At 54.1% G+C, this 24,821-nt stretch carries 19 protein-coding genes; 11 read left to right on the top strand and 8 right to left on the bottom strand.

Features of this window, described 5'->3' with window-relative positions; translation table 11 throughout:
* The first annotated feature begins 10 nt into the window (after positions 1 to 10).
* From bamC to tmcA, 4 genes are all read left to right on the top strand, one after another.
* Positions 11 to 1,045: an outer membrane protein assembly factor BamC gene (gene bamC / locus ACLJRE_RS21920; protein WP_000331870.1), complete on the top strand. Its 1,035-nt coding sequence runs from the start codon at positions 11 to 13 to the stop codon at positions 1,043 to 1,045.
* A gap of 174 nt (positions 1,046 to 1,219) precedes the next feature.
* Entirely contained in the window at positions 1,220 to 1,933 is a 714-nt protein-coding gene (gene purC / locus ACLJRE_RS21915) for a phosphoribosylaminoimidazolesuccinocarboxamide synthase (RefSeq protein ID WP_001171630.1), read from the top strand.
* 130 nt (positions 1,934 to 2,063) lie between these two features.
* On the top strand, positions 2,064 to 2,927 hold the full coding sequence (locus tag ACLJRE_RS21910; protein WP_001267519.1) for a neutral zinc metallopeptidase: 864 nt from the start codon (positions 2,064 to 2,066) through the stop codon (positions 2,925 to 2,927).
* Between the two features lie 15 nt (positions 2,928 to 2,942).
* Positions 2,943 to 4,961 (top strand): tRNA cytosine(34) acetyltransferase TmcA, encoded by a 2,019-nt coding sequence (gene tmcA, locus ACLJRE_RS21905; RefSeq protein ID WP_001279824.1) that lies wholly within the window; start codon positions 2,943 to 2,945, stop codon positions 4,959 to 4,961.
* 26 nt (positions 4,962 to 4,987) lie between these two features.
* Here tmcA and ACLJRE_RS21900 read toward each other — a convergent pair whose 3' ends face one another.
* From ACLJRE_RS21900 to ACLJRE_RS21890, 3 genes are read right to left on the bottom strand one after another with little or no spacing between them, the layout of a single operon-like run.
* A complete protein-coding gene (locus ACLJRE_RS21900) occupies positions 4,988 to 5,188 on the bottom strand; it encodes a YpfN family protein (protein WP_000383842.1) in 201 nt (66 codons plus the stop codon).
* Positions 5,189 to 5,215: 27 nt separating this feature from the next.
* Positions 5,216 to 6,343, bottom strand: coding sequence for a succinyl-diaminopimelate desuccinylase (dapE, locus tag ACLJRE_RS21895; protein WP_001277825.1), 1,128 nt, complete (start codon positions 6,341 to 6,343; stop codon positions 5,216 to 5,218).
* A gap of 3 nt (positions 6,344 to 6,346) precedes the next feature.
* Positions 6,347 to 6,703 carry an ArsC family reductase gene (locus ACLJRE_RS21890; RefSeq protein WP_000631923.1) on the bottom strand — a complete coding sequence of 119 codons (357 nt, stop codon included), beginning with the start codon at positions 6,701 to 6,703 and terminating at the stop codon, positions 6,347 to 6,349.
* 412 nt (positions 6,704 to 7,115) lie between these two features.
* On the opposite strand from ACLJRE_RS21890, the gene ypfM reads away from it, so the two are divergent.
* Entirely contained in the window at positions 7,116 to 7,175 is a 60-nt protein-coding gene (ypfM, locus tag ACLJRE_RS21885) for a protein YpfM (RefSeq protein WP_001386977.1), read from the top strand.
* Between the two features lie 101 nt (positions 7,176 to 7,276).
* Here ypfM and acrD read toward each other — a convergent pair whose 3' ends face one another.
* Positions 7,277 to 10,390, bottom strand: a complete 3,114-nt coding sequence (acrD, locus tag ACLJRE_RS21880) for a multidrug efflux RND transporter permease AcrD (protein WP_001263076.1) — start codon at positions 10,388 to 10,390, stop codon at positions 7,277 to 7,279.
* A gap of 184 nt (positions 10,391 to 10,574) precedes the next feature.
* On the bottom strand, positions 10,575 to 12,275 hold the full coding sequence (gene narQ / locus ACLJRE_RS21875; protein WP_000216815.1) for a nitrate/nitrite two-component system sensor histidine kinase NarQ: 1,701 nt from the start codon (positions 12,273 to 12,275) through the stop codon (positions 10,575 to 10,577).
* A gap of 185 nt (positions 12,276 to 12,460) precedes the next feature.
* Here narQ and aegA point away from each other — a divergent pair, with 185 nt between their 5' ends.
* Positions 12,461 to 14,422, top strand: coding sequence for a formate-dependent uric acid utilization protein AegA (gene aegA, locus ACLJRE_RS21870; protein WP_001078935.1), 1,962 nt, complete (start codon positions 12,461 to 12,463; stop codon positions 14,420 to 14,422).
* Positions 14,423 to 14,870: 448 nt separating this feature from the next.
* Here the strand turns inward: aegA and pbp4b are convergent, their stop codons facing one another.
* Positions 14,871 to 16,169 carry a penicillin binding protein PBP4B gene (gene pbp4b, locus ACLJRE_RS21865; RefSeq protein WP_000673297.1) on the bottom strand — a complete coding sequence of 433 codons (1,299 nt, stop codon included), beginning with the start codon at positions 16,167 to 16,169 and terminating at the stop codon, positions 14,871 to 14,873.
* A gap of 203 nt (positions 16,170 to 16,372) precedes the next feature.
* On the opposite strand from pbp4b, the gene nudK reads away from it, so the two are divergent.
* The 3 genes from nudK to ACLJRE_RS21850 all read left to right on the top strand — a co-directional run bounded on the left by nudK (position 16,373) and on the right by ACLJRE_RS21850 (position 18,474).
* Positions 16,373 to 16,948 carry a GDP-mannose pyrophosphatase NudK gene (nudK, locus tag ACLJRE_RS21860; RefSeq protein ID WP_000084037.1) on the top strand — a complete coding sequence of 192 codons (576 nt, stop codon included), beginning with the start codon at positions 16,373 to 16,375 and terminating at the stop codon, positions 16,946 to 16,948.
* 124 nt (positions 16,949 to 17,072) lie between these two features.
* Positions 17,073 to 18,116, top strand: a complete 1,044-nt coding sequence (locus ACLJRE_RS21855) for a DUF1176 domain-containing protein (protein ID WP_001270668.1) — start codon at positions 17,073 to 17,075, stop codon at positions 18,114 to 18,116.
* 127 nt (positions 18,117 to 18,243) lie between these two features.
* Complete coding sequence (locus ACLJRE_RS21850) at positions 18,244 to 18,474, top strand: hypothetical protein (protein ID WP_000700635.1); 231 nt, start codon at positions 18,244 to 18,246, stop codon at positions 18,472 to 18,474.
* Between the two features lie 62 nt (positions 18,475 to 18,536).
* Here the strand turns inward: ACLJRE_RS21850 and tkt are convergent, their stop codons facing one another.
* Together tkt and tal are read right to left on the bottom strand one after the other, a co-directional pair.
* On the bottom strand, positions 18,537 to 20,537 hold the full coding sequence (gene tkt / locus ACLJRE_RS21845) for a transketolase (RefSeq protein ID WP_000087326.1): 2,001 nt from the start codon (positions 20,535 to 20,537) through the stop codon (positions 18,537 to 18,539).
* 19 nt (positions 20,538 to 20,556) lie between these two features.
* Positions 20,557 to 21,507 carry a transaldolase gene (tal, locus tag ACLJRE_RS21840; protein ID WP_001072443.1) on the bottom strand — a complete coding sequence of 317 codons (951 nt, stop codon included), beginning with the start codon at positions 21,505 to 21,507 and terminating at the stop codon, positions 20,557 to 20,559.
* 271 nt (positions 21,508 to 21,778) lie between these two features.
* Between tal and maeB the strand changes: the two genes are divergently transcribed.
* Positions 21,779 to 24,058 (top strand): NADP-dependent oxaloacetate-decarboxylating malate dehydrogenase, encoded by a 2,280-nt coding sequence (gene maeB / locus ACLJRE_RS21835; protein ID WP_000344300.1) that lies wholly within the window; start codon positions 21,779 to 21,781, stop codon positions 24,056 to 24,058.
* A gap of 416 nt (positions 24,059 to 24,474) precedes the next feature.
* Complete coding sequence (gene eutS / locus ACLJRE_RS21830) at positions 24,475 to 24,810, top strand: ethanolamine utilization microcompartment protein EutS (protein ID WP_001031445.1); 336 nt, start codon at positions 24,475 to 24,477, stop codon at positions 24,808 to 24,810.
* Positions 24,811 to 24,821: the final 11 nt, after the last annotated feature.

The raw sequence follows: 24,821 nt of genomic DNA, 5'->3' as shown, positions 1-24,821 counted from the left end.
GGGAGATTTGATGGCTTACTCAGTACAAAAGTCGCGCTTGGCGAAGGTTGCGGGTGTTTCGCTTGTTTTGCTGCTCGCTGCCTGTAGTTCCGATTCGCGCTACAAGCGCCAGGTAAGCGGCGATGAATCCTATCTGGATGCCGCGCCGCTTGCTGAACTTCACGCCCCGGCAGGAATGATCCTGCCGATAACGACCGGCGACTACGTTATTCCGGTCACGAAGGGGAGCGGCGCGGTTGGTAAGGCGTTGGATATCCGTCCGCCAGCGCAGCCGTTAGCGTTAGTGAGCGGCGCGCGTACCCAGTTCTCTGGCGATACCGCTACGCTATTGGTGGAGAATGGCCGGGGCAGCACGCTGTGGCCGCAAGTCGTCAGCGTGATTCAGGCGAAAAATTATCCGATTGAAAAACGTGACGATGCCAGCCAGACCCTGACGACCGATTGGGTGAACTGGAACCGCCTGGATGAAGACGAACAGTATCGCGGACGTTATCAAATCTCGGTGAAGCCGCAGGGCTATCAGCAGGCGGTAACGGTAAAACTGGTTAATCTGGAACAGGCTGGCAAGCCGGTCGCTGACGCGGCGTCGCTGCAGCGCTATAGCACGGAAATGATGAACGTCATTTCCGCCGGTCTGGATAAGACCGCTACGGATGCGGCAAATGCCGCGCAGAACCGTTCCGCCGCAACGATGGATGTGCAGAGCGCCGCTGATGATACCGGTTTACCTATGCTGGTCGTTCGCGGTCCGTTCAACCTCGTGTGGCAACGCCTCCCGGCCGCGCTGGAAAAAGTGGGCATGAAAGTCACCGACAGCACTCGCTCTCAGGGCAGCATGGCGGTAACGTACAAACCGTTGTCTGACAGCGACTGGCGGGATCTGGGCGCTAGCGACCCGGGCCTGGCATCCGGAGACTATAAATTGCAGGTCGGCGATTTAGATAACCGCAGCAGCTTGCAGTTTATCGATCCTAAGGGGCATACTCTGACGCAAAGCCAGAACGACGCGCTGGTTGCCGTCTTCCAGGCAGCGTTCAACAAGTAATTTAACAGGGCTGGAGTAATCCGGCCCTTTTTTCTGATAAGATACGCAAACGTGTGCGTCGGTACAAAAACGCGATTTAACCGCTATTTCGCACCACAATTACAGGCCGGCGTCTCCGGCAGGCGTAGCAGGAAATGAATACTTATCGTTAATTCACACCCAGGAGTGTTAAAGATGCAAAAGCAAGCTGAGTTGTATCGTGGTAAAGCGAAAACCGTATACAGCACGGAAAACCCGGACCTGTTGGTGCTCGAATTCCGCAATGATACGTCAGCAGGGGATGGCGCGCGCATTGAACAGTTTGATCGCAAGGGCATGGTAAATAACAAATTCAACCATTTCATTATGACCAAACTGGCCGAGGCGGGCATCCCGACCCAGATGGAACGTTTGCTGTCTGATACCGAGTGTCTGGTGAAGAAGCTGGAGATGGTGCCGGTTGAATGTGTGGTGCGCAACCGTGCGGCTGGGTCGCTGGTCAAGCGTCTGGGCGTGGAAGAAGGCATGGAGCTTAACCCGCCGATATTCGATCTGTTCCTGAAAAACGACGCGCTGCACGACCCGATGGTGAATAGTTCCTACTGTGAAACGTTCGGTTGGGTAAGTCAGGAAAATCTGGCGCGTATGAAAGAGCTAACCTACAAAGCCAACGACGTACTGAAAAAACTGTTTGATGACGCGGGTCTTATCCTGGTGGATTTCAAACTGGAGTTTGGCCTGTATAAAGGCGAAGTGGTGCTGGGCGATGAGTTTTCGCCGGACGGCAGCCGCCTGTGGGATAAAGAGACGCTGGACAAAATGGACAAAGACCGCTTCCGCCAGAGTCTGGGTGGTCTGATTGAAGCCTATGAAGCCGTCGCGCATCGCCTGGGCGTGAAATTAGATTAATTCCGCTTCTGACCGGGGGGCAACCGCTCTCCGGTATCATCCTTTCCTCATTCTGATAGCGTTTACCTGTGGTAATCCTGCGCCTGACCGCCTACGATCATCTGTATAACAAAGAGAGAATGAGGTGATTATGCGCTGGCAAGGGCGTCGTGAAAGCAACAATGTAGAGGACAGACGTAATCGGCCAGGCGGCCCCTCGCTGGGTGGCCCAGGCTTTCGTCTTCCGCGCGGAAAAGGCGGCATCATTCTGTTGGTGGTGGTGTTGGTCGCAGGGTACTATGGGGTGGATTTAACCGGTCTGTTGACCGGTCAGCCGATTTCGCAGCAGCAGTCGACGCGTTCGATAAGCCCCAATGATGATGAAGCGGCAAAATTTACCTCGGTGATTCTGGCGACGACCGAAGATACCTGGGGGCAACTCTTTCAAAAAATGGGGCGCGGCTATCAGCAGCCAAAACTGGTGATGTACCGTGGTATGACGCGCACCGGCTGTGGCGCGGGTCAGTCCGTGATGGGGCCGTTTTACTGCCCGGCGGACGGTACCGTCTATATCGATCTCTCATTTTACGATGATATGAAAAATAAGCTGGGCGCGGACGGTGATTTTGCCCAGGGTTATGTCATCGCCCACGAAGTCGGCCACCACGTACAAAAACTGTTAGGTATTGAGCCGAAAGTACGCCAGTTGCAGCAAAACGCGTCGCAAACGGAGGTGAATCGCCTTTCGGTGCGCATGGAGCTACAGGCGGATTGCTTTGCCGGCGTGTGGGGACACAGTATGCAGCAGCAAGGCGTACTGGAGGCGGGCGATCTGGAAGAGGCGCTCAATGCCGCACAGGCTATCGGCGACGATCGCTTACAGCAACAGGGGCAGGGGCGCGTCGTGCCGGATAGTTTTACCCACGGCACTTCAGAACAGCGCTACAGCTGGTTTAAGCGTGGATTTGACAGCGGTGACCCGGCGCAATGTAATACGTTTGGCAAAAACTTTTGATAAACCGGGGCAGGGATGTCTGATATCGATGCGCTACAGGCGTTAACGTCGCAAATGACACAGGAAGGCATTCGCCGTTTACTGGTCATCAGCGGCGATGCGGCGTGGTGCCGGGAGCGGGCCGAGGCGATACGCGCTGCGCTGCCCGGTGACTGGCTGTGGGTCGCGCCTGACGCGCCCGCCCAGCCGCGCTGTACGCCACAGGCGTTACAAACGCTGCTGGGCCGTGAATTCCGTCATGCGATATTTGATGCCTGGCAGGGCTTTGACGCCGCAGCGTTTGCCGCCCTGAGCGGGACCTTGCAGGCCGGAAGCTGGCTGCTTCTGCTGATGCCGCCGTATGAGACGTGGGAAAGCAGGCCTGATACCGATTCACTGCGCTGGAGCGACTGCGCGCAGCCTATCCCCACACCGCAGTTTGCACAGCATCTTAAACGGACTCTTTCCCGCGATCCGCAAACGCTGCTTTGGCGACAGCGCCAGCCGTTTTGCTGGCCATCTTATCCTTCCCGTGAACGCTGGCGACCCGCCACCGGCGAGCCGCAGCCGGAGCAGGCGGCTATCTTATCGCGTTTACGTGAAATGCCGCCCGGCGTGGCGACGGTGATTGCCCCCCGTGGGCGCGGCAAATCGGCGCTGGCCGGGCAATTCATCTCCCGGATGGCGGGCACGGCTATCGTGACCGCACCGGCGAAAACGGCAACGGATATCCTGGCAGCGTTTGCCGGTGAGCGGTTCTGCTTTATGGCGCCGGATGCGCTGCTGGCGAGCGGGGCAAGAGCCGACTGGCTGGTGGTTGACGAGGCGGCGGCAATCCCCGCGCCGCTGCTGCTGCAACTGGTTTCGCGCTTTCCCCGCATACTACTCACCACCACCGTTCAGGGCTACGAAGGCACCGGACGCGGTTTTTTACTTAAGTTTTGCGCCCGTTTTCCGCAGCTTCACCGCTTCACGCTTCGTCAGCCTGTCCGCTGGGCGCCAGAATGCCCGCTGGAAAATATCGTCAGCGAGGCGCTGATATTCGACGATGAAGCGTTTGCGCAGGCGCCACATGGCGCGATAGCAATCTCGGCGTTTTACCAACAGGCCTGGGGGGAGACGCCCGCGTTGCCGAGGGCTGTGTATCAGTTACTGTCGGGGGCGCACTATCGTACTTCGCCGCTGGATCTGCGCCGAATGATGGATGCGCCAGGACAGCATTTCTTGCAGGCCACGGCGAATAACCGTGTGGCGGGCGCCCTCTGGCTGGTCGAAGAGGGTGGGTTATCCGCAGAACTCAGTCAGGCTGTATGGGCCGGTTTCCGGCGTCCGCGTGGAAATCTGGTGGCGCAGTCGCTGGCGGCGCACGGTAGCAACCCTTTAGCCGCGACGCTGGTCGGGCGTCGCGTAAGCCGTATCGCAGTGCACCCCGCCCGCCAGCGCGAAGGCATCGGTCAGCAGCTGATTGCCTGCGCGTGCATGCAGGCGGCGCAGTGTGATTATCTTTCCGTCAGCTTCGGCTATACGCCGGAGCTGTGGCGTTTCTGGCAACGCTGCGGCTTTGTACTGGTACGGATGGGCAACCATCGGGAGGCGAGCAGCGGTTGCTATACGGCGATGGCGTTATTGCCGCTGAGTGACGCGGGACAACGGCTGGCGCAACAGGAACACCGGCGTTTACGCCGCGATGCGGATATCCTGACGCAGTGGAACGGCGAGGCGATACCGCTGGCGGCGTTACGCGAACAGGCGCTTAATGATGAAGACTGGCGTGAGCTGGTCGGTTTTGCGTTCGCGCACCGCCCGCTACTGACATCGCTAGGTTGCCTGCATCGTTTACTGCAATGCAGCGCATTGCCATTACCGGCGTTGAGAGGGCGGCTGGAGGAAAAAGCCAGCGATGCCGAACTGTGCGCCCGGCTACGCATTTCAGGCCGTAAAGCTCTGCTGGCGTTGCAGCGTGTGCAGACGGCGCAGGCGCTGATTGCGCTGGATGCCGGACGAACGCAGCGTTTGCGCGACGTAATGCCCGGCGGTGGGGACCATGCCGGATAGCGATACCTGTCCGGCATGTTATCCGGTTACTTTTTCGGCTGATCTTTCTTCGGCCAGTCTTCTTCATCGTCCCACTTATCGTTAAAATCGCGATGCGGGGGCAGCTCAGGTTTATTGGCAAGGAATTTCTTATGGTCGATGCGTTTGAGATCTTTGATCACATTCAGCAGTACGCCTACCAGAAACACCAATACCAGAATCCACCAATATTTTGCCAGCCAGTCCATGCTTATTTCCTCTTACAGGAACGCTCATCAGGCGACGAGCTGTTCCATAATACGTTGATACATACGGGCCAGTAGCTGGAGATCGGCGGCATTCACACATTCATTAATTTTATGAATGGTGGCGTTCACCGGCCCCAGTTCTACCACCTGCGCTCCCATACGGGCGATAAAACGTCCGTCGGACGTACCGCCCGTCGTCAGTAATTGCGGTTTAATTTCATTATAGTGCTCAATGGCGTTTACCACCGCGTCCACCAGCTTGCCGCGTGCGGTCAGGAACGGCTGGCCGGAAAGCCACCAGTCTACGGTATAGCGTAGCTGATGCTTCTCAAGCAGCGCATGTACCCGCTCTTTGATCATCTCATCGGTCAGTTCCGTGCTGAAACGGAAGTTAAACTGCACGAACAGTTCACCGGGAATGACATTATTGCTGCCGGTGCCTGCCTGGATATTGGCTACCTGCATACTGGTGGCCGGGAAAAAGTCATTGCCCCGATCCCACTCGATAGCGACCAGTTCATTAAGAAAAGGCGCGGCGCGATGAACAGGGTTATCCGCCAGATGCGGATAGGCGACGTGCCCCTGAACGCCATGAATAGTGAGGTTACAGGTGAGAGAACCGCGACGCCCGTTTTTGACGACATCGCCCACAATTTCAGTACTGGAAGGTTCGCCGACCAGACAGTAATCCAGCCGCTCGTTACGGGCCATCAGCGCTTCAACCACCTTTACGGTGCCATTTTTTGCGCTGGCTTCCTCATCAGAGGTAATCAAAAACGCGAGGCGGCCCCGGTGATGAGGATGCTGCGCAACAAAACGTTCAGCAGCCACCACCATGGCCGCCAGTGAACCTTTCATATCCGCCGCGCCGCGACCGAACAACATTCCGTCGCGAATCGTAGGCTCAAACGGCGGATTGATCCAGCGATCGACATCGCCTGCCGGTACGACGTCAGTATGCCCGGCGAACGCCAGCGTTTCGCCACGCCCACGCCATGCCCAAAAATTTTGCGTGTCGCCAAAATCCATATGCTCAATGGTAAAACCGATTTTACGCAGGCGTTCAATCATTAATGCCTGACAGCCTGCGTCATCCGGACTCAGGGAGGGGCGACGAATAAGTTGCTGTGTCAGCTCAATAACCGGGCACGACATAGACTACACCTCATCAAAAAACTGCTGATAACGGGATTCACTGAAACCAAGCAGCATAGGCTTCCCGGGCGCGCAGAGCAATGGGCGTTTGATGATTGCCGGCTGTTCAACCATGAGAGCAGCGGCGGAGTCGGCATCGGTAATCCCGCTGCGGTCGCCTTCATCCAGTTTGCGCCATGTTGTGCCGCGCGTATTCAGTAAAGGCTGCCAGCCGAGTTCGGCAATAAAGGTATTAAGAAGAGGGAGGTCTATGCCATCCACACGGTAATCGTGAAAACGATAATCAATGCCATGCTCCTCCAGCCAACGGCGCGCTTTTTTGATCGTGTCGCAATTCTTAATGCCATAGAGGGTAATCATATTGAATCCTTTAACGCGAAATTCGAATAAATAATCAATAGTATCGTCTGCGGGATAATAAGTGTGGCTGTTAATGGTTATTTATCCAGCGCTGATCGGCAATCAATATAACATTGTTGAGTGAATGTGAATAATGATTCCAAAACGTTCCAAATGTGGCTTGTTTATAATTCGCGGGACAAATCCTATTTTGTGTACATGCAATTGATTGTTTTTTAACCCGATTTGATAAAGTAGTAGAAAAGGTATTAATGTTGCTAAATATTGCAGTAAGTCACATAAAATTTACGGCTACAGCGCCATAGTAATATCATAGACAGCGTAACCAGAGGATATCGCAACAATCGGTTAAATGAACTTCTCTCTATACCGCTAACTACGTAGAATACCCATAATAATAAGAGAGGCTATTATGATTGAACGTGAACTGGGGAACTGGAAAGATTTTATCGAAGTCATGCTTCGTAAATAAATGCCTGGAAGGCACCGCGCTCCCATAGGGGATAAGAAAAGGCGACTCAACGAAAGTCGCCTTTTTTGTGCCCGACACCCTGTATCAGGCTGGCCGGGAGCTTATTCCGGGCGCGGCTTCAGCGGGAAGCGGCGACGTATCAGCACGAAAAACAGGGGTACAAAGAAGATAGCCAGAATGGTTGCTGAGATCATTCCCCCCATCACGCCGGTTCCGACAGCATGTTGGCTACCCGAGCCTGCCCCGGTGCTGGTGGCCATCGGCAATACGCCAAAGATAAACGCCAGCGAAGTCATCAGTATCGGTCGCAGGCGCTGGCGGCTGGCGTACAGCGTGGCGTCTAACAGCGCGTGTCCCTTCTGATTCATTTCGTTGGCGAATTCCACAATCAGAATCGCGTTTTTCGCCGAGAGGCCGATAACGGTCAACAGCCCCACCTGGAAGTAAACATCGTTTTCCAGCCCGCGCATCCAGGTGGCGAGTAACGCGCCGATGACCCCGAGCGGCACAACCAGCATCACCGAGAAGGGCACCGACCAGCTTTCATACAATGCCGCCAGACACAGGAAGACGACTAATAGCGAAATAGCGTACAGCGCAGGCGCCTGCGCGCCGGAGAGCCGTTCCTGGTAAGACATGGCTGTCCATTCCAGGCCAAAACCGCCCGGTAGCTGATGTACCAACGACTCCATGACATCCATCGCCGTCCCGGTACTGACCCCCGGCGCGGCCTCTCCGACAATTTCTACCGCCGAATAGCCGTTATAGCGTTCCAGACGCGGCGATCCGGTTTCCCAGCGCGAGGTGGCGAAGGCGGAGAAGGGGACCATGCCGCCGTCTTTGTTACGGACATACCAAAGATTAATATCATCCGGCAACATACGATATTTCGCCGCGGCCTGAACATAGACCTTCTTCACGCGGCCCCGGTCCATAAAGTCGTTGACGTAGCTCGATCCCCAGGCTGTTTGCAGGGTGTCGTTGATATCGTCAATCGATACGCCCAGCGCCTGCGCTTTTCGTTGGTCAATATCAATTTGCAGTTGCGGGCTGTCGTCCAGGCCGTTGTGGCGCACGCGGGTCAAGGAACTGTTTTTCCCGGCCAGCTCAATGAGTTGATCTCGTGCGGCCATCAGCGCGTCATGGCCTGCTCCGGCGTGATCCTGTAATTCCATATCAAAACCGGCGGAGCTGCCCAGACCGCTAATTGCCGGCGGGCTGCTGGCGAAGACGCGAGCTTCTTTAATCTGGTTAAACGCTTTTGTCGCCCGCTCAATAATGGCGAACGAGGAGCCGGTGGTGGGATCGCGCGCGTCCCAGTCTTTCAAGCGAACAAACATGCGCGCGACGTTTTGCCCATTCCCGCCAGGGCCGGAACCTACCGTCGAGAAGACCGACATAATGTTGTCTTTCTCATGGGTGAAGTAATAGTTTTCAACCTTTTCAACGACTTTCAGGGTCTGCTGTTGCGTAGAACCGCTCGGTAGCTGGATAGACGTAGTGAACATGCCCCGATCTTCTTGCGGTAGAAAGGAGGTGGGGAGACGCAAAAACAGGAACACCATGCCGCCAAGCAACAGAACATAAATCAGAATCCAGCGCAGGCTGCGATGCAAAATTTTCGCTACGCCTTTCTCATAACGTTCGGCATTACGATTGAAGGTACGGTTAAACCAGCCGAAAAATCCGCGTTGCCCGTGTTGTTCGCCTTTGTGCAGCGGTTTTAATAACGTTGCGCACAGCGCCGGTGTCAGGATCATGGCGACCAGCACCGACAGCACCATTGCCGAGACAATGGTGATAGAAAACTGACGATAAATCGCCCCGGTGGTACCGCCAAAGAACGCCATCGGCACGAATACCGCAGACAGCACCATCGCAATACCGACCAGCGCCCCCTGGATCTGCCCCATGGATTTGCGCGTCGCTTCACGCGGCGTGAGCCCTTCTTCGCTCATGATACGTTCGACGTTTTCCACCACCACGATGGCATCGTCGACCAGGAGCCCGATCGCCAGCACCATCGCGAACATGGTTAATGTGTTAATACTGTAGCCAAACGCGTAAAGCACGGAGAAGGTGCCCATTAATACCACCGGCACGGCGATCGTCGGAATCAGCGTGGCGCGAAAGTTTTGCAGGAACAGGTACATCACCAGGAAAACCAGCGCGATAGCCTCCAGCAACGTTTTGACCACATCGATAATCGAGGCTTTAACAAAGGAGGTGGTTTCATACGCGATCTTGTATTCCAGGCCGTGAGGGAAGTACTGCGCCAGCTCGTTGAGGCGATCCAGCACCAGCTTCGCGGTCGCCATTTCATTCGCGCCGGAAGCCAGCTTAACCCCAAGACCGGAAGCCGGATTGCCGTTAAAACGGCTGAGGTAGTCATACTTTTCCGCCCCCAGCTCCACGGTGGCGACATCGCCCAGTTTGACCTCGGAACCGTCCTGATTAACGCGCAGGGTGATATCGCGAAATTGTTGCGGCGTTTGCAGCAGTGACTGCGCATTAATGGTGGCGTTCAGCGCCTGCTTGTCGACCGAAGGCGTACCGCCAAGCTGCCCGACGGCGATTTGCGCATTCTGCGACTCAATTGCATCGGTCACGTCTTTCGTGGTCATCTGAAAACTATTCAATTTGGCCGGATCGAGCCAGATACGCATAGAGTACTGTGAACCATAAGCGTCAATATCGCCCACGCCGTTGACGCGGCTGAGCGGGTCCTGAATATTACTGGCGACGTAGTCGGCGATATCCTGCTTGTCCATAGAGCCGTCGGTAGAGACGAAAGCGATGGTCAAAATATTAGTATCGCCCGTTTTGCGTACCGTGACGCCTTGATCCTGTACTGCCTGCGGCAGTTTACGCATCGCGGACTGTAACTGGTTTTGCACCTGCTGAACCGCCTCATCAGGATCGGTTCCCGCAATAAAGCTCAGGGTGATGGTCGCCTGCCCGGTTCCGCTGCTTTGTGATGACATGTACATCAGATTATCGAGGCCCGTCATATTCTGCTCAATAACCTGGGTTACGGTATTTTCCAGCGTTTGCGCCGACGCTCCCGGATAATTCGCGGTAATACGTACGTTGGGCGGCGCCAGATCGGGATATTGTTCAACAGGTAAAGAAAAAATGGCTAACGCCCCTGTCAGACACAACAGGATAGCCAGCACCCAGGCAAAAATGGGGCGATCGATAAAAAAATTCGCCATTAAAGGGGAACCTCGTGTTTCTACATATCGTTATAGATTTGAACTGCTTCACTGTAGCGGCAAGCTACGAGCCAAACGTGGAGAAATAAAGGAGATAATGTAAATTATCATGCGCTTTTACAGCATACTTTTTGTGCCAACGCCGGAAAGCCTGACATCTGGCCTTCCGGCGATTTGCCGTTCTTTACGTTAACTGACTCTCTTCCTTGTTGGAGGAGCGAAAACTGATACTGACCAGTGTGCCGCCGCCGGAGGGTTGCGAAAAATTCAGCGTGCCGCCAAGGCGCTCTGCGCGCTCACGCATTATATTCAGACCATAGTGTCCGGCAGGCTCATGCGGTTCGCCGATACCAATGCCATTATCACGAATATAAACGGTATGATCGCCGTCAGGCGCGGTGACGCAGCTCACGGCGATTTCGCTCGCGTTGGCGTGTTTAATGGCGTTCAGGACCGCTTCACGCACAATTTGCAACAAATGCACCTGCATTTGCGCATCCAGCGCCAGCGTGGGTAAACGGCAATCCAACGTGAGTTTGGCCGGGGTCTGACTCTGTAAATCTTCCAGCATCTCATGCAATGCGGAGGGTAAATCGGCCTGCTGTAACGTCAGACGGAACGTGGTGAGTAGCTCGCGAAGCTGACGGTAGGCGTCGTTCAGCGCTCTGGAAAAATCCGCCATGATGCTTTGCGCGCCGGCGTTATCCTGAGGAATGGCGCGCTTCAAAAGCGTTAACTGAATACGTAAATAAGAAAGTACCTGCGCCAGCGAATCGTGTAGCTCACGGGCAATCGTCGCGCGCTCTTCCATTAACAAAAGTTGCTGGAAGTGTTTTTGCGCCTGATTAAAGTACAAACCACGCCCCAGCATCGTGGAGACGCTGTTTAGCAGCGGCGTAGAGGCATTAACGTTGGGGCTTTGCCAGTGGAGTTCGCCATAAACCGTGTCCTGCATCGTCACTGGCAGCATTTGCATCGGCAGGTCGGGGCTTTGCGTGCCTTCGCTAATCCGCCAGTTATCGCCCACGGTTAACTCCAGATACCAGGCGGCGTCATGTTCACGGACAATTTGCAAAATATGGCGAAAACAGTGGACATCGATTTGGCTGGTATTCAGCGCCTGAGAGCACTGGTATAACACCTCCAGGCGGCGATGCGCTTCGTGCAGATCGTGCGTTTTTTCTTCCACCGAGGCTTCCAGCGAACGGTAAAGTTTATGCAGCTCACTCGACATCTGACTAAACGTTTTCGCCAATAATCCCAGCTCATTGGGTAAGCTGGTATCCAGCGGCAGCGGGGCGAACTGACCATGTTCAATACGCTGACTGGCGGTGACCAGTTGATTCAGCGGACGAACGACCTGCTGGCGAATACGCCGTAGGGTAAAAAAGACCAGCGTAAATATGCCGATACCGCCCGCCAGCGATATGGCGACGACCAGCATGACTTTACGCTCGGCGTAATGCTGTAACGCCAGAACGAAGAGATCAATTTGATCGACGTAATTGTTGATATTGGTCTGATACCAGGCAATGTCGCCGTCCTGTAGGCGGCTATTCATCTCCAGCCAGTTGGCGTGCAGGCGCGCGTAGCGAGTTTTCACCGCCTGCGGCACATACCAGGCGTTGAGATTTTGCAGTACCGGCGAGTTGAGCGCGTGCTGGAAAAGTTGACGATGCGCATTAATCTGCGGGCTACGGCTTTGCAGATCGTAACCTAGCCGATAGCTCTGCATTCGTAGCGAACCGGCGATATTGATCGCTTCGGCATCCCGTAAACTGCTGGTCAGCGTCAGTAATGCGCTGCCGGTGGACAGAATAGACAACAGCACAATATAGAAAAAAGCCTTAGCCAGACTGGCTGAGACCGGGCGTTTAACCGTCACGCTGGCACTCCCCGCATTTAGCTGAATCGCAATTGCATTTGCTTTGAAATAAATTGATCTGCCACAGGTTCTGGACAGATAGTTGTGCTTCCTGGGCAGATGAACATTGCCGACCCCGCCTTCGTCAGTTAATAACAATGCTCATATAAAGAATAAGGTTTTTACAACCAAAACAGAAGGATGCCATGAATCGTTTTATTATGGCCAATAGCCAGCAGTGTCTGGGCTGCCATGCCTGCGAGGTCGCCTGCGTAATGGCTCACAATGATGAGCGCCATGTCCTGACGTCACAGCGCTATCAGCCCCGAATTACTGTCATCAAACATCAGCACCAGCGCAGCGCGGTCACATGTCACCATTGCGAAGATGCGCCCTGCGCCCGTAGCTGTCCGAACGGCGCGATCGCGCATATTAACGACAGCGTGCAGGTCAATGCGCAGAAGTGCATCGGCTGTAAATCCTGCGTCGTCGCCTGCCCATTCGGCACCATGCAGATGGTATTGACGCCCGTCGCGCCAAACCAGTTCAAAGCCAGCGCGCATAAATGCGATCTGTGCCAGGGACGTGAACAGGGTCCGGCCTGTGTGGAAAATTGCCCGGCGGATGCGCTGCAATTGGTCACCGAAGACTCGTTGACCCGTCTGGCTAAAACGCGACGGCTGCGTACCGCCCAGCAGGAGATTCGCCCCTGGCATACCGTGGATACACAACACAGTGGGACAGCAAGCAGCAAAGTCGAGCGTATGCAGGCGACGCCGCCGCGCGGCGAACCGGATAAACTGGCGATTGAAGCGCGTAAAACCACCTTTGAGGAAATTTATCTGCCGTTTCGCGCCGCGCAGGCGGAGCGTGAAGCGTCCCGCTGCCTCACATGCGGGGAACACAGTATCTGCGAATGGACCTGTCCGCTGCATAACCATATTCCCCAGTGGATCGAACTGGTGAAAGCCGGCGATATTGATGCGGCGGTAGAGCTTTCCCACCAGACCAACTGCCTGCCGGAAATTACCGGGCGCGTCTGTCCGCAGGACCGGCTATGTGAAGGCGCGTGTACACTCCGCGATGAGTATGGCGCGGTTACCATCGGCAACATTGAGCGCTATATCTCCGATCGCGCTCTGAGCAAAGGCTGGCGTCCCGACCTGTCGGACGTACAGAAGAGCGATAAGCGCGTGGCGATTATCGGCGCGGGGCCGGCAGGTCTTGCCTGCGCTGACGTGTTGGCGCGCCATGGCGTAAGCGCCACCGTCTACGATCGCCACCCGGAAATCGGCGGTTTGCTCACCTTTGGTATTCCGGCTTTCAAACTGGATAAATCTCTGCTGGCGCGCCGTCGGGAAATCTTCAGCGCGATGGGGATTCGTTTCGAGCTTAACTGCGAAGTAGGGAAAGATATTTCTCTGGAGACGCTGCTGGAGAGTTATGACGCCGTCTTTGTCGGGGTAGGAACCTATCGTTCCATGAAGGCTGATTTACCGAATGAAGACGCGCCGGGGGTATATGATGCGTTGCCATTCCTTATCGCCAATACCAAACAGGTGATGGGGCTTCCGGCGTTGCCTGACGAGCCGTTTATTGATACTGCGGGCCTTAACGTGGTTGTGCTGGGCGGCGGTGACACCGCAATGGACTGCGTACGTACGGCGCTGCGTCATGGCGCTGCCAACGTCACCTGCGCTTATCGCCGTGATGAGGCCAATATGCCGGGGTCGAAAAAAGAGGTGAAAAACGCGCGGGAAGAGGGCGCGAACTTTGAATTTAACGTTCAGCCGGTTGAGTTGGTGCTGGATACGCACGGGCGCGTCAGCGGTATTCGCTTTTTGCGTACGCGGCTTGGCGAACCGGATGGTCAGGGGCGACGCCGTCCGGTACCTGTACCGGACAGCGAGTTCGTGATGCCGGCGGATGCGGTCATTATGGCGTTTGGTTTTCATCCGCATGGTATGTCGTGGCTGGAATCGCATGGCGTGAAGGTGGATAACTGGGGACGTATTGCCGCCAGCGTCGAGAGCGAGTTTCGTTACCAGACGTCCAACCCGAAAATTTTCGCCGGCGGCGATGCGGTGCGCGGCGCCGATCTGGTGGTGACGGCGATGGCAGAAGGCCGACATGCCGCGCAGGGGATACTCGACTGGTTAGCTAAATAAGCGTATTTGTAGGCCGGTTAAGGCCTGGAACGGTTAAATGATTGAGTGATAAAAAATCTTAAACTTATTGGCTAACCTTACTCCGTTTGCAGAAATGTTGACGCTCGCAGGGCTGGACGCCCTGCGATAAACATTTTCCCGTCGGGGCGACGTTTAACAGGCCTGATGAGGCCAATCTTAGTATTGAAAATAGAGTGTAAATTGAAGGAAGGGACGCTATCAGAATCCCTTCTTAGAGCCTATCCCATTACGACTATTTTACTTGTCATTTTGGCCCTGGGCAGTGCTCGCCAAAACGCGTTAGCGTTTTGAACGCCGCTAGCGGCGGCCCGAAGGGCGAGCGTAGCGAGTCAAACCTCACGTACTACGTGTACGCTCCGGTTTTTGCGCGCTGTCCGTGTCCAAACTGGCTGCGCCAATAACGCCTGGTGAGATAGGCTCTTAATTTTTATTTTAAGGAACCATATATCTGGTCAACAATCCAGCCATACGTCGCCGCAGGTAATAATCCACTGACAAAAACATTCGGGTTCACTTTAGGATTTGCTACCGGCGAGTGCGGCCTGTTACCTAAAATCACAATCGCCATATGATTAACCGGATCGATAGACGTCAGCGTTCCGGTCCATCCGGTATGTCCATACGTTTGCGGACTGGCTAATACCCCGAACGTGGGGGTCATTGAGGCGTTGCCGTTAACGCGCCACCCCAGACCAAAGGTAGCGTCTTCTGGCGAGCGGCGAGTAAACTGCGCAACCGTTTTGTCGTCGAATAGCTTCACGTTACCGTAGCCGCCCCCATTGAGCATGACTTGCATTAACACAGCCATATCATGGGTGTCAGAAAACAGTCCGGCGTGTCCTGAAACGCCGCCCATTGAGTACCAGGCTTTTTCGTCATGCACCTGGCCCCATAGTGTACCGGTGCGAATATTGGGGAAATGAATCACGCCGTCACGCGTGTTGCCATGTAGTTCCGTTGCGGCGATTTGCGGCGGCGTGAAGCCTTTCATCAGCGGGTTAAAGACGGTATGTTTTAATCCGAGCGGTTTATAAATGGTGGTTTCGACGTAGCGATCTAATGGCATTGCCGTTATCGATTCAACGATAAAACCAAGAATCATATAATCCACGTCGCTGTAGATATGCTTTGATCCAGGTTGATATTCCAGCGGCGTCTTTTTAATCATCTCCAGAGTAGTGCTTTTACTCTGTGAAAATAATTTACCGGCGACGTTTTTATTGGGATATTGTGGGTCGGCAGGAAAGCCCGCGACGTGATGAAGAATATCAATAATGCGGAGTTTATCTTTGCCTTTTATTTTATCCCCAGGCATATCCTTAAAGCCGGGGATGTATTTTGATACCAAATCATTGACATCTATTTTCCCTTCATACACCAGTTTTTGCAATGCAAAGTTAGTGGCATACATTTTTGTGTTTGAAGCCAGGTCATACATCGTGTTAGTGGTCGCCCGAATGGGATGGGCTAACAGCGTGGAACCGTCATATTTTTTGGCATAGCCCCAGGCTTTTTGTAGAACAATATGATTATCTTTTATCACCAGAAGATTAATACTGGGATATCCGGCATCAATTTGATTTTGAATCCAGCCATCAAGTCGGTGAAGTTTTTGGCTATCAAATCCCACCTGATCAGGGCTCGCGGTGGTCAATACCGGATACTCAACGGCAAAAGCTGAAAGGGAAAACGTCAGTAGAACCGTCGCAACGAGAGTAAATTTCATGATGATTCCCTCAGTCTCACTCCGGCCGTCAAATCATATCGCGAGCATGGACTTTGCGGCCCGGAGAAGCAGAATATGGTCATGGCAGTGACAGAAAAATATGGCTGTACATCTGTTCAGTCGGCGTTAAGGATTAACCCTTTAGCAGACAAAACCGACCTCACGGCGTAATATTAATGCTCTTTTTACACCCTGGAGCCAGCATGTCGCAAACCATTACGCTTATTAAGGATAAAATTCTTTCTGATAATTATTTTACTCTGCGCAACATTACCTATGACCTGACCCGTCGTAATGGCGAGGTTATCCGTCACAAGCGTGAGGTTTACGATCGCGGGAATGGCGCAACCATTCTGCTTTACAACTCAACTAAAAAAACCGTGGTTCTGGTTCGTCAGTTTCGCGTGGCGACATGGGTCAACGGTAATCAAGACGGTATGTTAATTGAAACCTGCGCTGGCCTGCTTGATAACGACGAGCCGGAGGTCTGTATCCGTAAAGAGGCCATTGAAGAGACAGGGTATGACGTTGGTGAGGTACGCAAGATATTTGAGCTTTATATGTCGCCAGGCGGCGTCACGGAGCTGATTCATTTCTTCATTGCCGAATATCATGATAGCGAGCGTGCCAGCATCGGCGGCGGCGTGGAGGACGAAGAGATTGAGGTGCTTGAACTGCCGTTTTCCCGGGCGCTGGAAATGGTGCGCTCAGGTGAGATTCGGGACGGTAAGACCGTGTTATTGCTTAACTATTTACAGACGTCTCATCTAATGGACTGAAAAAAAAGAAATATATTTCTTTACACAAAAAAGACCAATCCGATAAATCTGATTGAGAACCCTGAGGCGCGCAAGGAAGATACCGCCTTAGCTGTGTTGTTCTGAATCTGGGGTTGTTCCGTTCATGCGCTACCGCGTTATTCTTTTTTGTCTGTTTGGCCTGTTGCCGGTCCAGCTACTGTGGGCTGCGCCAGCGCAACGGACTTTTTCCGACTGGCAGGTCACCTGTAATAACCAAAATTTTTGCGTAGCGCGCAATACTGGCGAACATCATGGGCTGGTGATGACATTAAGCCGCAGCGCCGGGGCGCGTACCGATGCGGTACTGCGTATCGACCGCGGCGGTTTGGCGCCGCCCGACGCTAAAGAAGCCGCAATTGCGCCTCGCTTATTGCTGGATGGCAAACCGCTTTCGTTCAACAGTCCACACTGGCGCGTGTCGCCCTGGCATCTCATGACCGGCGATCCTGCCACCATCACCGCATTTTTACAGACGATTCAGGATGCGCAGGCCATCACCTTAAAAAACGGCGTTCAGACGCTTTCGCTGGCGGGATTAAAAGCGGCATTACTGTTTATCGACGCGCAACAAAAACGTGTGGGCAGCGAAACCGCCTGGATTGAAAAAGGAAACGAACCGCCGCTCAGCGTGCCCCCGGCACCGGCATTAAAGGGGATCGCCGTGATTAATCCAACGCCCGTACCGCTGAGTGAGGAAGAACGCGACGATCTGCTGGACTACGCAGCATGGCGGGTAAACGGCATTCGCTGTTCGCTTGACCCGCTGCGTCGCGAGACGCAGGTCAGCGCGTTGACGGATGATAAAGCGTTATTGATTGTTAACTGCGAAGCCGGCGCCTATAACACTATTGATCTCGCCTGGGTAGTTTCACGCAAAAAAACGCTCGCCTCGCGCGCCGTACGTTTGCGGCTGCCGTTTAATCGCGGCGTCGAAAGTAATGACATGGAGTTGATGAACGCCTTCTTTGACGAGAAAACGCGCGAGCTGGTGACGTTGGCGAAAGGGCGGGGGTTAACCGACTGCGGTATCCAGACGCGCTGGCGTTATGATGGCGATCGTTTTCGTCTGGTGCGTTATGCCGAAGAACCGAGCTGCGATAACTGGCACGGGCCGGATGCCTGGCCTACGCTGTGGATCACGCGTTGAATCCTGGTTGTTATCCCCTTTTCAGAATAGGGATACACCTATTGAGGTTTCATTTATGGTATAGAGATTGCTACGTTACGGTAGGATTGTTACTTTACCCGATAGCCTCACCACAGCAGGAAATAGTATGAAAATAAATAATGGCCCCGTATTATGCCCCCATTGTGGCTGCCTGAGCGCTTATTATGAAATAGATCGGCTGGCGGCGATAAGAGAAAAAGTGAATAAAGAAGGCGGATCAGCGGCGTGGGATTCAACATTACAGGCGCATAAAAAAAAGGCCTTTTGCCTGATGTGCCATAAATCCATTGATGAGGTCGTCATCGGGCAGTCAGATGCGCCTGAGTCTACGAAGTAATTTTGCACAGCCTACAGAACAGGTCTGCAGACTGCGCAAAGTCTGTGTTGCTAACGCTCGCCTTAGCCTTTGATGTTCAGCACCCGGCGGGCTTTTTCTACAATATTTTCCACGGTAAAGCCAAAATACGGGAACAGTTTGTCAGCCGGGGCGGATTCACCGTATCCCGTCATGCCGATAATTGCGCCTTTTAGGCCAACATATTTATACCAGTAGTCGGCTATACCGGCTTCCACCGCGACGCGGGCGGTCACGTGCGCTGGTAGCACTGATTCGCGATATGCTTCGTCCTGCGCATCGAAAATATCCGTTGAAGGCAACGACACCACGCGAACGTTATGCCCCTCGCCAGTCAATTTTTCCGCCGCCTGGAGGGTAATTTCCATTTCCGATCCGGTAGCGATCAGAATGATATCCGGCTTGCCGCCGCTATCTTTGAGAATATATCCGCCGCGGGCAATCGCTTTCACCTGTTCTGGCGTGCGTTCCACCTGCGCCAGATTCTGCCGCGAGAGAATCAACGCCGTCGGCCCGTGCTGACGTTCAATGGCCAGCTTCCAGCCGACCGCCGCCTCAACCTGATCGCAGGGACGCCAGGTGCTGAAGTTTGGCGTTAAGCGCAGGCTCGCCAGTTGTTCCACGGCCTGGTGTGTCGGGCCATCTTCGCCCAAACCGATGGAGTCGTGGGTATAGACCATAATCTGCCGGGCTTTCATTAAGGCCGCCATACGCGCCGCGTTACGGGCATATTCGACAAACATCAGAAACGTGGCGGTATACGGTACAAAGCCGCCGTGGTGGGCGATGCCGTTGGCAATGGCGGTCATGCCGAATTCGCGCACGCCATAGTGGATGTAATTACCTGCCGGATCCTCTTTCAACGAGGTCGAACCTTTCCAGATAGTCAGGTTGCTCGGTGCCAGATCCGCCGATCCGCCCAACAGTTCCGGCAACAGGGGACCATAGGCATTGAGCGTATTTTGCGATGCTTTACGGGTGGCGATTTTGGCCGGATTAGCCTGCAAGTCGTTAATAAATTTTTGCGTGGCGGATTCCCATGCCTCCGGCAGTCCGCCGCTCATCCGGCGGGTAAACTCTGCGGCCAGCTCAGGATAAGCCTTCTCATAAGCAGCAAACTTTTCCTGCCACTGCTGCTGCGCTTTCTCGCCTTTTTCACGGCCATCCCACGCGCGGTAAATTTCTTTTGGGATCTCAAACGCCGGATGATGCCATCCCAGCTTCTGGCGGGTCAGAGCCACCTCTTCTTCGCCCAGCGCCGCGCCGTGCGACTCCTCCTTCCCGGCTTTATTCGGCGAGCCAAAACCTATCACCGTCCGACAGATAATTAGCGAAGGTTTGTCTTTTACGCTCTGGGCTTCCAGAATGGCTTTTTTCACCGCCTCCGGATCGTGCCCGTCAATGTCATGCACGACATGCCAGTGGTAGGCTTCAAAACGTTTGGCGGTATCGTCGGTAAACCAGCCTTCGGTTTCGCCATCAATGGAGATGCCGTTGTGATCGTAAAAGCCGATCAGTTTGCCCAGTCCCAGCGTACCAGCCAGCGAACACACCTCATGCGAGATCCCCTCCATCAGACAGCCGTCGCCCATAAAGACATAGGTGTAGTGGTCGACAATCTCGTGGTCCGGCCGGTTGAACTGTGCGCCTAACGTACGCTCGGCAATCGCCAGCCCGACGGCATTCGCCAGCCCCTGGCCCAGCGGCCCGGTGGTGGTTTCAACGCCGGGCGTATAGCCAATCTCCGGGTGACCGGGCGTTTTAGAGTGTAATTGACGGAAGTTTTTTAGCTCCTCCAGCGGCAGGTCATAACCGGTTAAATGCAGCAGACTATAGAGCAGCATGGAGGCGTGACCGTTGGAAAGGATAAAACGATCACGGTCATACCAGGTCGGATCGGTGGGGTTATGTTTAAGAAAATCGTTCCATAGCACTTCAGCGATATCCGCCATCCCCATCGGCGCGCCGGGGTGCCCGGAATTGGCTTTTTGAACGGCATCCATGCTCAGCGCACGAATCGCATTGGCAAGGTCTTTACGGGACATAAATCACTCCATGCAAGGTTTATAGTTTGGCGGCAAGCAGGTCTTCCAGTTTGCGCTGGTCAACAGCAAAAAGACGGATACCTTCCGACAGCTTCTCTACGGCCATCGCGTCCTGATTATGTTCCCAGCGGAACTCCGCTTCCGTCATTGGCGTAGGACGGTGGAACATCTGCGAGGAAGGCACCAGTTTACGGATCACCGGTTCTTCTTTTTCTTTCAGCTCTTTAAGCAGGTTAGGGGAGATAGTCAGTCGATCGCAGCCGGTTAGCGCGAGGATTTGCTCAGTACGGCGGAAACTTGCCCCCATCACGATGGTTTCATAGCGATGCTGTTTAAAGTAATCGTAGATATTGCGTACCGATTTCACGCCGGGATCTTCCTCCACGACATACGGCTCCAGCGGACTACGCGCCTGATACCAGTCGTAAATTCGGCCCACGAACGGAGAGATCAAATAGACGCCCGCTTCGGCGCAGGCGCGCGCCTGGGCAAAAGAGAACAACAACGTCAGGTTACAATTAATGCCCTCTTTTTCGAGCTGCCCGGCGGCGCGGATACCTTCCCAGGTTGCGGCGAGCTTGATCAGAATGCGCGATTTATCAATACCCTGCTGCTGGTAGAGATCCACCAGATGGCGCGCTTTCTCGATACTTTTTTCTTTATCGAACGATAACCGCGCGTCGACTTCAGTAGAGACGCGACCGGGAATACTTTTCAGTATTTCCGCGCCAAAATTGACCGCCAGTTTATCGCTGGCTGCTGCAACCTGCTGTTCCTGCGTACCGCCGTGTTTTTTCCCCCAGGCAATCGCATCCTCAATCAAATGACCATACTGCTCAAGCCCGGCGGCTTTCAGCAGTAAAGAGGGATTTGTCGTGGCATCCTGCGGCTGGTAGTGGCGGATGGACTCGATGTCGCCGCTGTCGGCGACGACGGTAGTGAATTGTTTGATGCCGTCTAGCTGGTTCATAGGAAATACTCCTTGAAAAGTAAAGTGTTAGATGAGTGTGTTGATTCACACTTCTGAAAGATTGATACACTACATAACCAAAAAGCATAGCAGACAGGCATGGTATTGCTGGTATAAGCAGGTAACATGGCCGTTATAAGTTGATAACAAACTCTTGCGCCGCGTCGTGATAGTTTGCAGACCTTCAAAGTTTGTGCTGCGCAGTACGGTGATAATGTGCGGCGCACCAGGCCGCGTCACTTTTTGAACGATACGTGAAAGGAACAACAAGATGGATGAGCAGTTAAAACAAAGCGCCCTTGATTTCCACGAATTTCCGGTACCCGGTAAAATTCAGGTTTCTCCGACTAAGCCCCTTGCCACCCAACGCGATCTGGCGTTGGCTTACTCGCCAGGCGTGGCGGCGCCCTGCCTGGAAATCGAAAAAGATCCGCTGGCAGCCTACAAATACACCGCGCGCGGCAACCTTGTTGCGGTCATTTCCAACGGTACAGCGGTGCTGGGGTTAGGCAACATTGGCGCGCTGGCCGGCAAGCCGGTCATGGAAGGCAAAGGCGTTCTGTTTAAAAAATTCGCCGGCATCGATGTGTTTGACATTGAAGTCGATGAGCTTGACCCGGACAAATTTATCAACGTGGTCGCTGCGCTGGAGCCGACCTTTGGCGGCATTAACCTCGAAGACATTAAAGCGCCGGAATGTTTCTATATTGAACAGAAACTGCGCGAGCGCATGAACATCCCGGTTTTCCATGACGATCAGCACGGAACGGCGATCATCAGTACGGCCGCCATTCTTAATGGCCTGCGAGTCGTAGAGAAAAATATTTCCGACGTGCGGATGGTCGTCTCCGGCGCAGGGGCGGCGGCAATCGCTTGTATGAACCTGCTGGTCGCGTTGGGGATGCAAAAGCACAACATCGTGGTGTGCGACTCTAAGGGCGTTATTTACAAAGGCCGTGAGCCGAATATGGCGGAGACCAAAGCGGCCTATGCGGTAGACGACAGCGGCAAGCGCACGCTGGATGAGGTCATTGACGGCGCGGATATTTTCCTCGGCTGTTCAGGCCCGAAAGTGCTGACTCAGGAGATGGTGAAGAAAATGGCCCGCGCGCCAATGATTCTGGCGCTGGCTAACCCGGAACCGGAAATTCTGCCGCCGCTGGCGAAAGAAGTGCGCCCGGACGCCATTATCTGTACCGGTCGTTCCGACTATCCGAACCAGGTGAACAACGTATTGTGCTTCCCGTTTATCTTCCGCGGCGCACTGGACGTCGGCGCGACGGCGATCAACGAAGAGATGAAACTGGCGGCGGTCCGTGCGATTGCCGAGCTGGCGCACGCCGAACAGAGCGAAGTGGTGGCCTCGGCCTATGGCGATCAGGACCTGAGCTTTGGGCCGGAATACATTATTCCGAAACCGTTTGACCCGCGTCTGATTGTCAAAATCGCTCCGGCGGTCGCGAAAGCGGCAATGGATTCCGGCGTGGCGACGCGCCCGATTGCTGACTTTGATGCCTATATCGATAAACTGACCGAGTTTGTCTACAAAACCAACCTGTTCATGAAGCCGATCTTCTCGCAGGCACGCAAAGATCCGAAGCGTGTAGTGCTGCCGGAAGGGGAAGAGGCGCGCGTGCTGCACGCAACCCAGGAGTTGATCACCCTGGGGCTGGCGAAACCCATCCTGATCGGACGTCCGAGCGTGATCGAAATGCGTATCCAGAAACTGGGGCTACAGATCAAAGCGGGCGTTGATTTCGAGATCGTGAATAATGAATCCGATCCGCGCTTCAAAGAGTACTGGAGCGAGTATTACCAGATCATGAAGCGTCGCGGGGTAACTCAGGAACAGGCGCAGCGTGCGATGATCGGCAACCATACGGCCATTGGCGCGATCATGGTGCAGCGTGGGGAAGCGGATGCGATGATCTGCGGCACTATCGGCGACTACCATGAGCATTTCAGCGTCGTGAAAGCCGTCTTTGGCTACCGTGACGGCGTGCATACGGCAGGGGCGATGAACGCCTTACTGCTGCCAAGCGGCAACACTTTTATCGCCGATACTTATGTTAACGAAGATCCCACGCCGGAACAGTTGGCGGAGATCACCGTAATGGCGGCGGAAACCGTTCGCCGCTTTGGTATTGAGCCGAAAGTCGCGCTGTTGTCGCACTCTAACTTTGGTTCCTCAAATTCGCTGTCCGCCAGCAAAATGCGCGAAACCCTTGAGCGGGTACGCGAACGAGCGCCCGATCTGATGATTGACGGTGAGATGCACGGTGATGCAGCGTTGGTGGAAAGTATTCGTAATGACCGGATGCCGGATAGCCCGCTGAAGGGAGCCGCCAATATTCTGGTGATGCCGAATATGGAAGCCGCCCGCATTAGTTACAACTTACTACGCGTCTCCAGTTCCGAAGGCGTCACGGTCGGCCCGGTCCTGATGGGCGTGTCTAAACCGGTACATGTATTAACGCCGATCGCCTCTGTACGCCGTATCGTGAATATGGTGGCGTTAGCGGTAGTTGAAGCGCAAACCACGCCGCTTTAATAACGCATTACTCTCTCTTCTGGCGCAGGTTCTCCTGCGCTTTTTTTATGCGCCGCTGGGCTTCGCCATGGCATGAAAGGCTCGGGTGGGGATATTCTGGAACCTATTGCGTTACCCCTACTTATTTCACTGAATCTGTACTATGCATAAATCGAGTGATACGCATTATTTTTATCAATAGTAGTAATACAAAGAATAGCCGGTGGGTATTTATTGCGGAACAGGTTTAAATTCAGAATGACGCCTGAAAATGTGATGCACCACGATATTTATCGTTAACACCTTCGACAGAAGTCCCTTTTATTTTCTTTCTCTTAGTGATCTACCTCACCTTTTACATCACCTTGCCGAATTTTGTTATTTACTCCGACAAAAAATTGCCACGATGACGGCAGTTTCAGTGGAGATGGTGAGCAATGAATAAAGAACGCATTATTCAGGAATTTGTGCCGGGCAAACAGGTCACGCTGGCGCATCTCATTGCGCACCCTGGTGAAGAACTGGCGAAAAAGATCGGCGTTCCCGATGCTGGCGCGATTGGCATTATGACCTTAACGCCGGGGGAGACGGCCATGATCGCTGGCGATTTAGCGATGAAGGCTGCGGATGTACACATCGGTTTTCTCGACAGATTTAGCGGCGCGCTGGTGATTTATGGCACCGTCGGCGCAGTAGAAGAAGCGCTATTACAGACGGTCAGCGGGCTGGGGCGATTATTAAACTTTACCCTGTGTGAGTTAACAAAAAGTTAATTGGTGGCGGT

Origin of the sequence: Salmonella sp. SAL04157 (assembly GCF_046551635.1) — a bacterium.
GTDB classification, from domain to species: Bacteria; Pseudomonadota; Gammaproteobacteria; order Enterobacterales; family Enterobacteriaceae; genus Salmonella; species Salmonella enterica.
The sequence above is the reverse complement of the archived record's forward strand: the minus strand, read 5'-3'. Positions and strand labels throughout refer to the sequence as shown.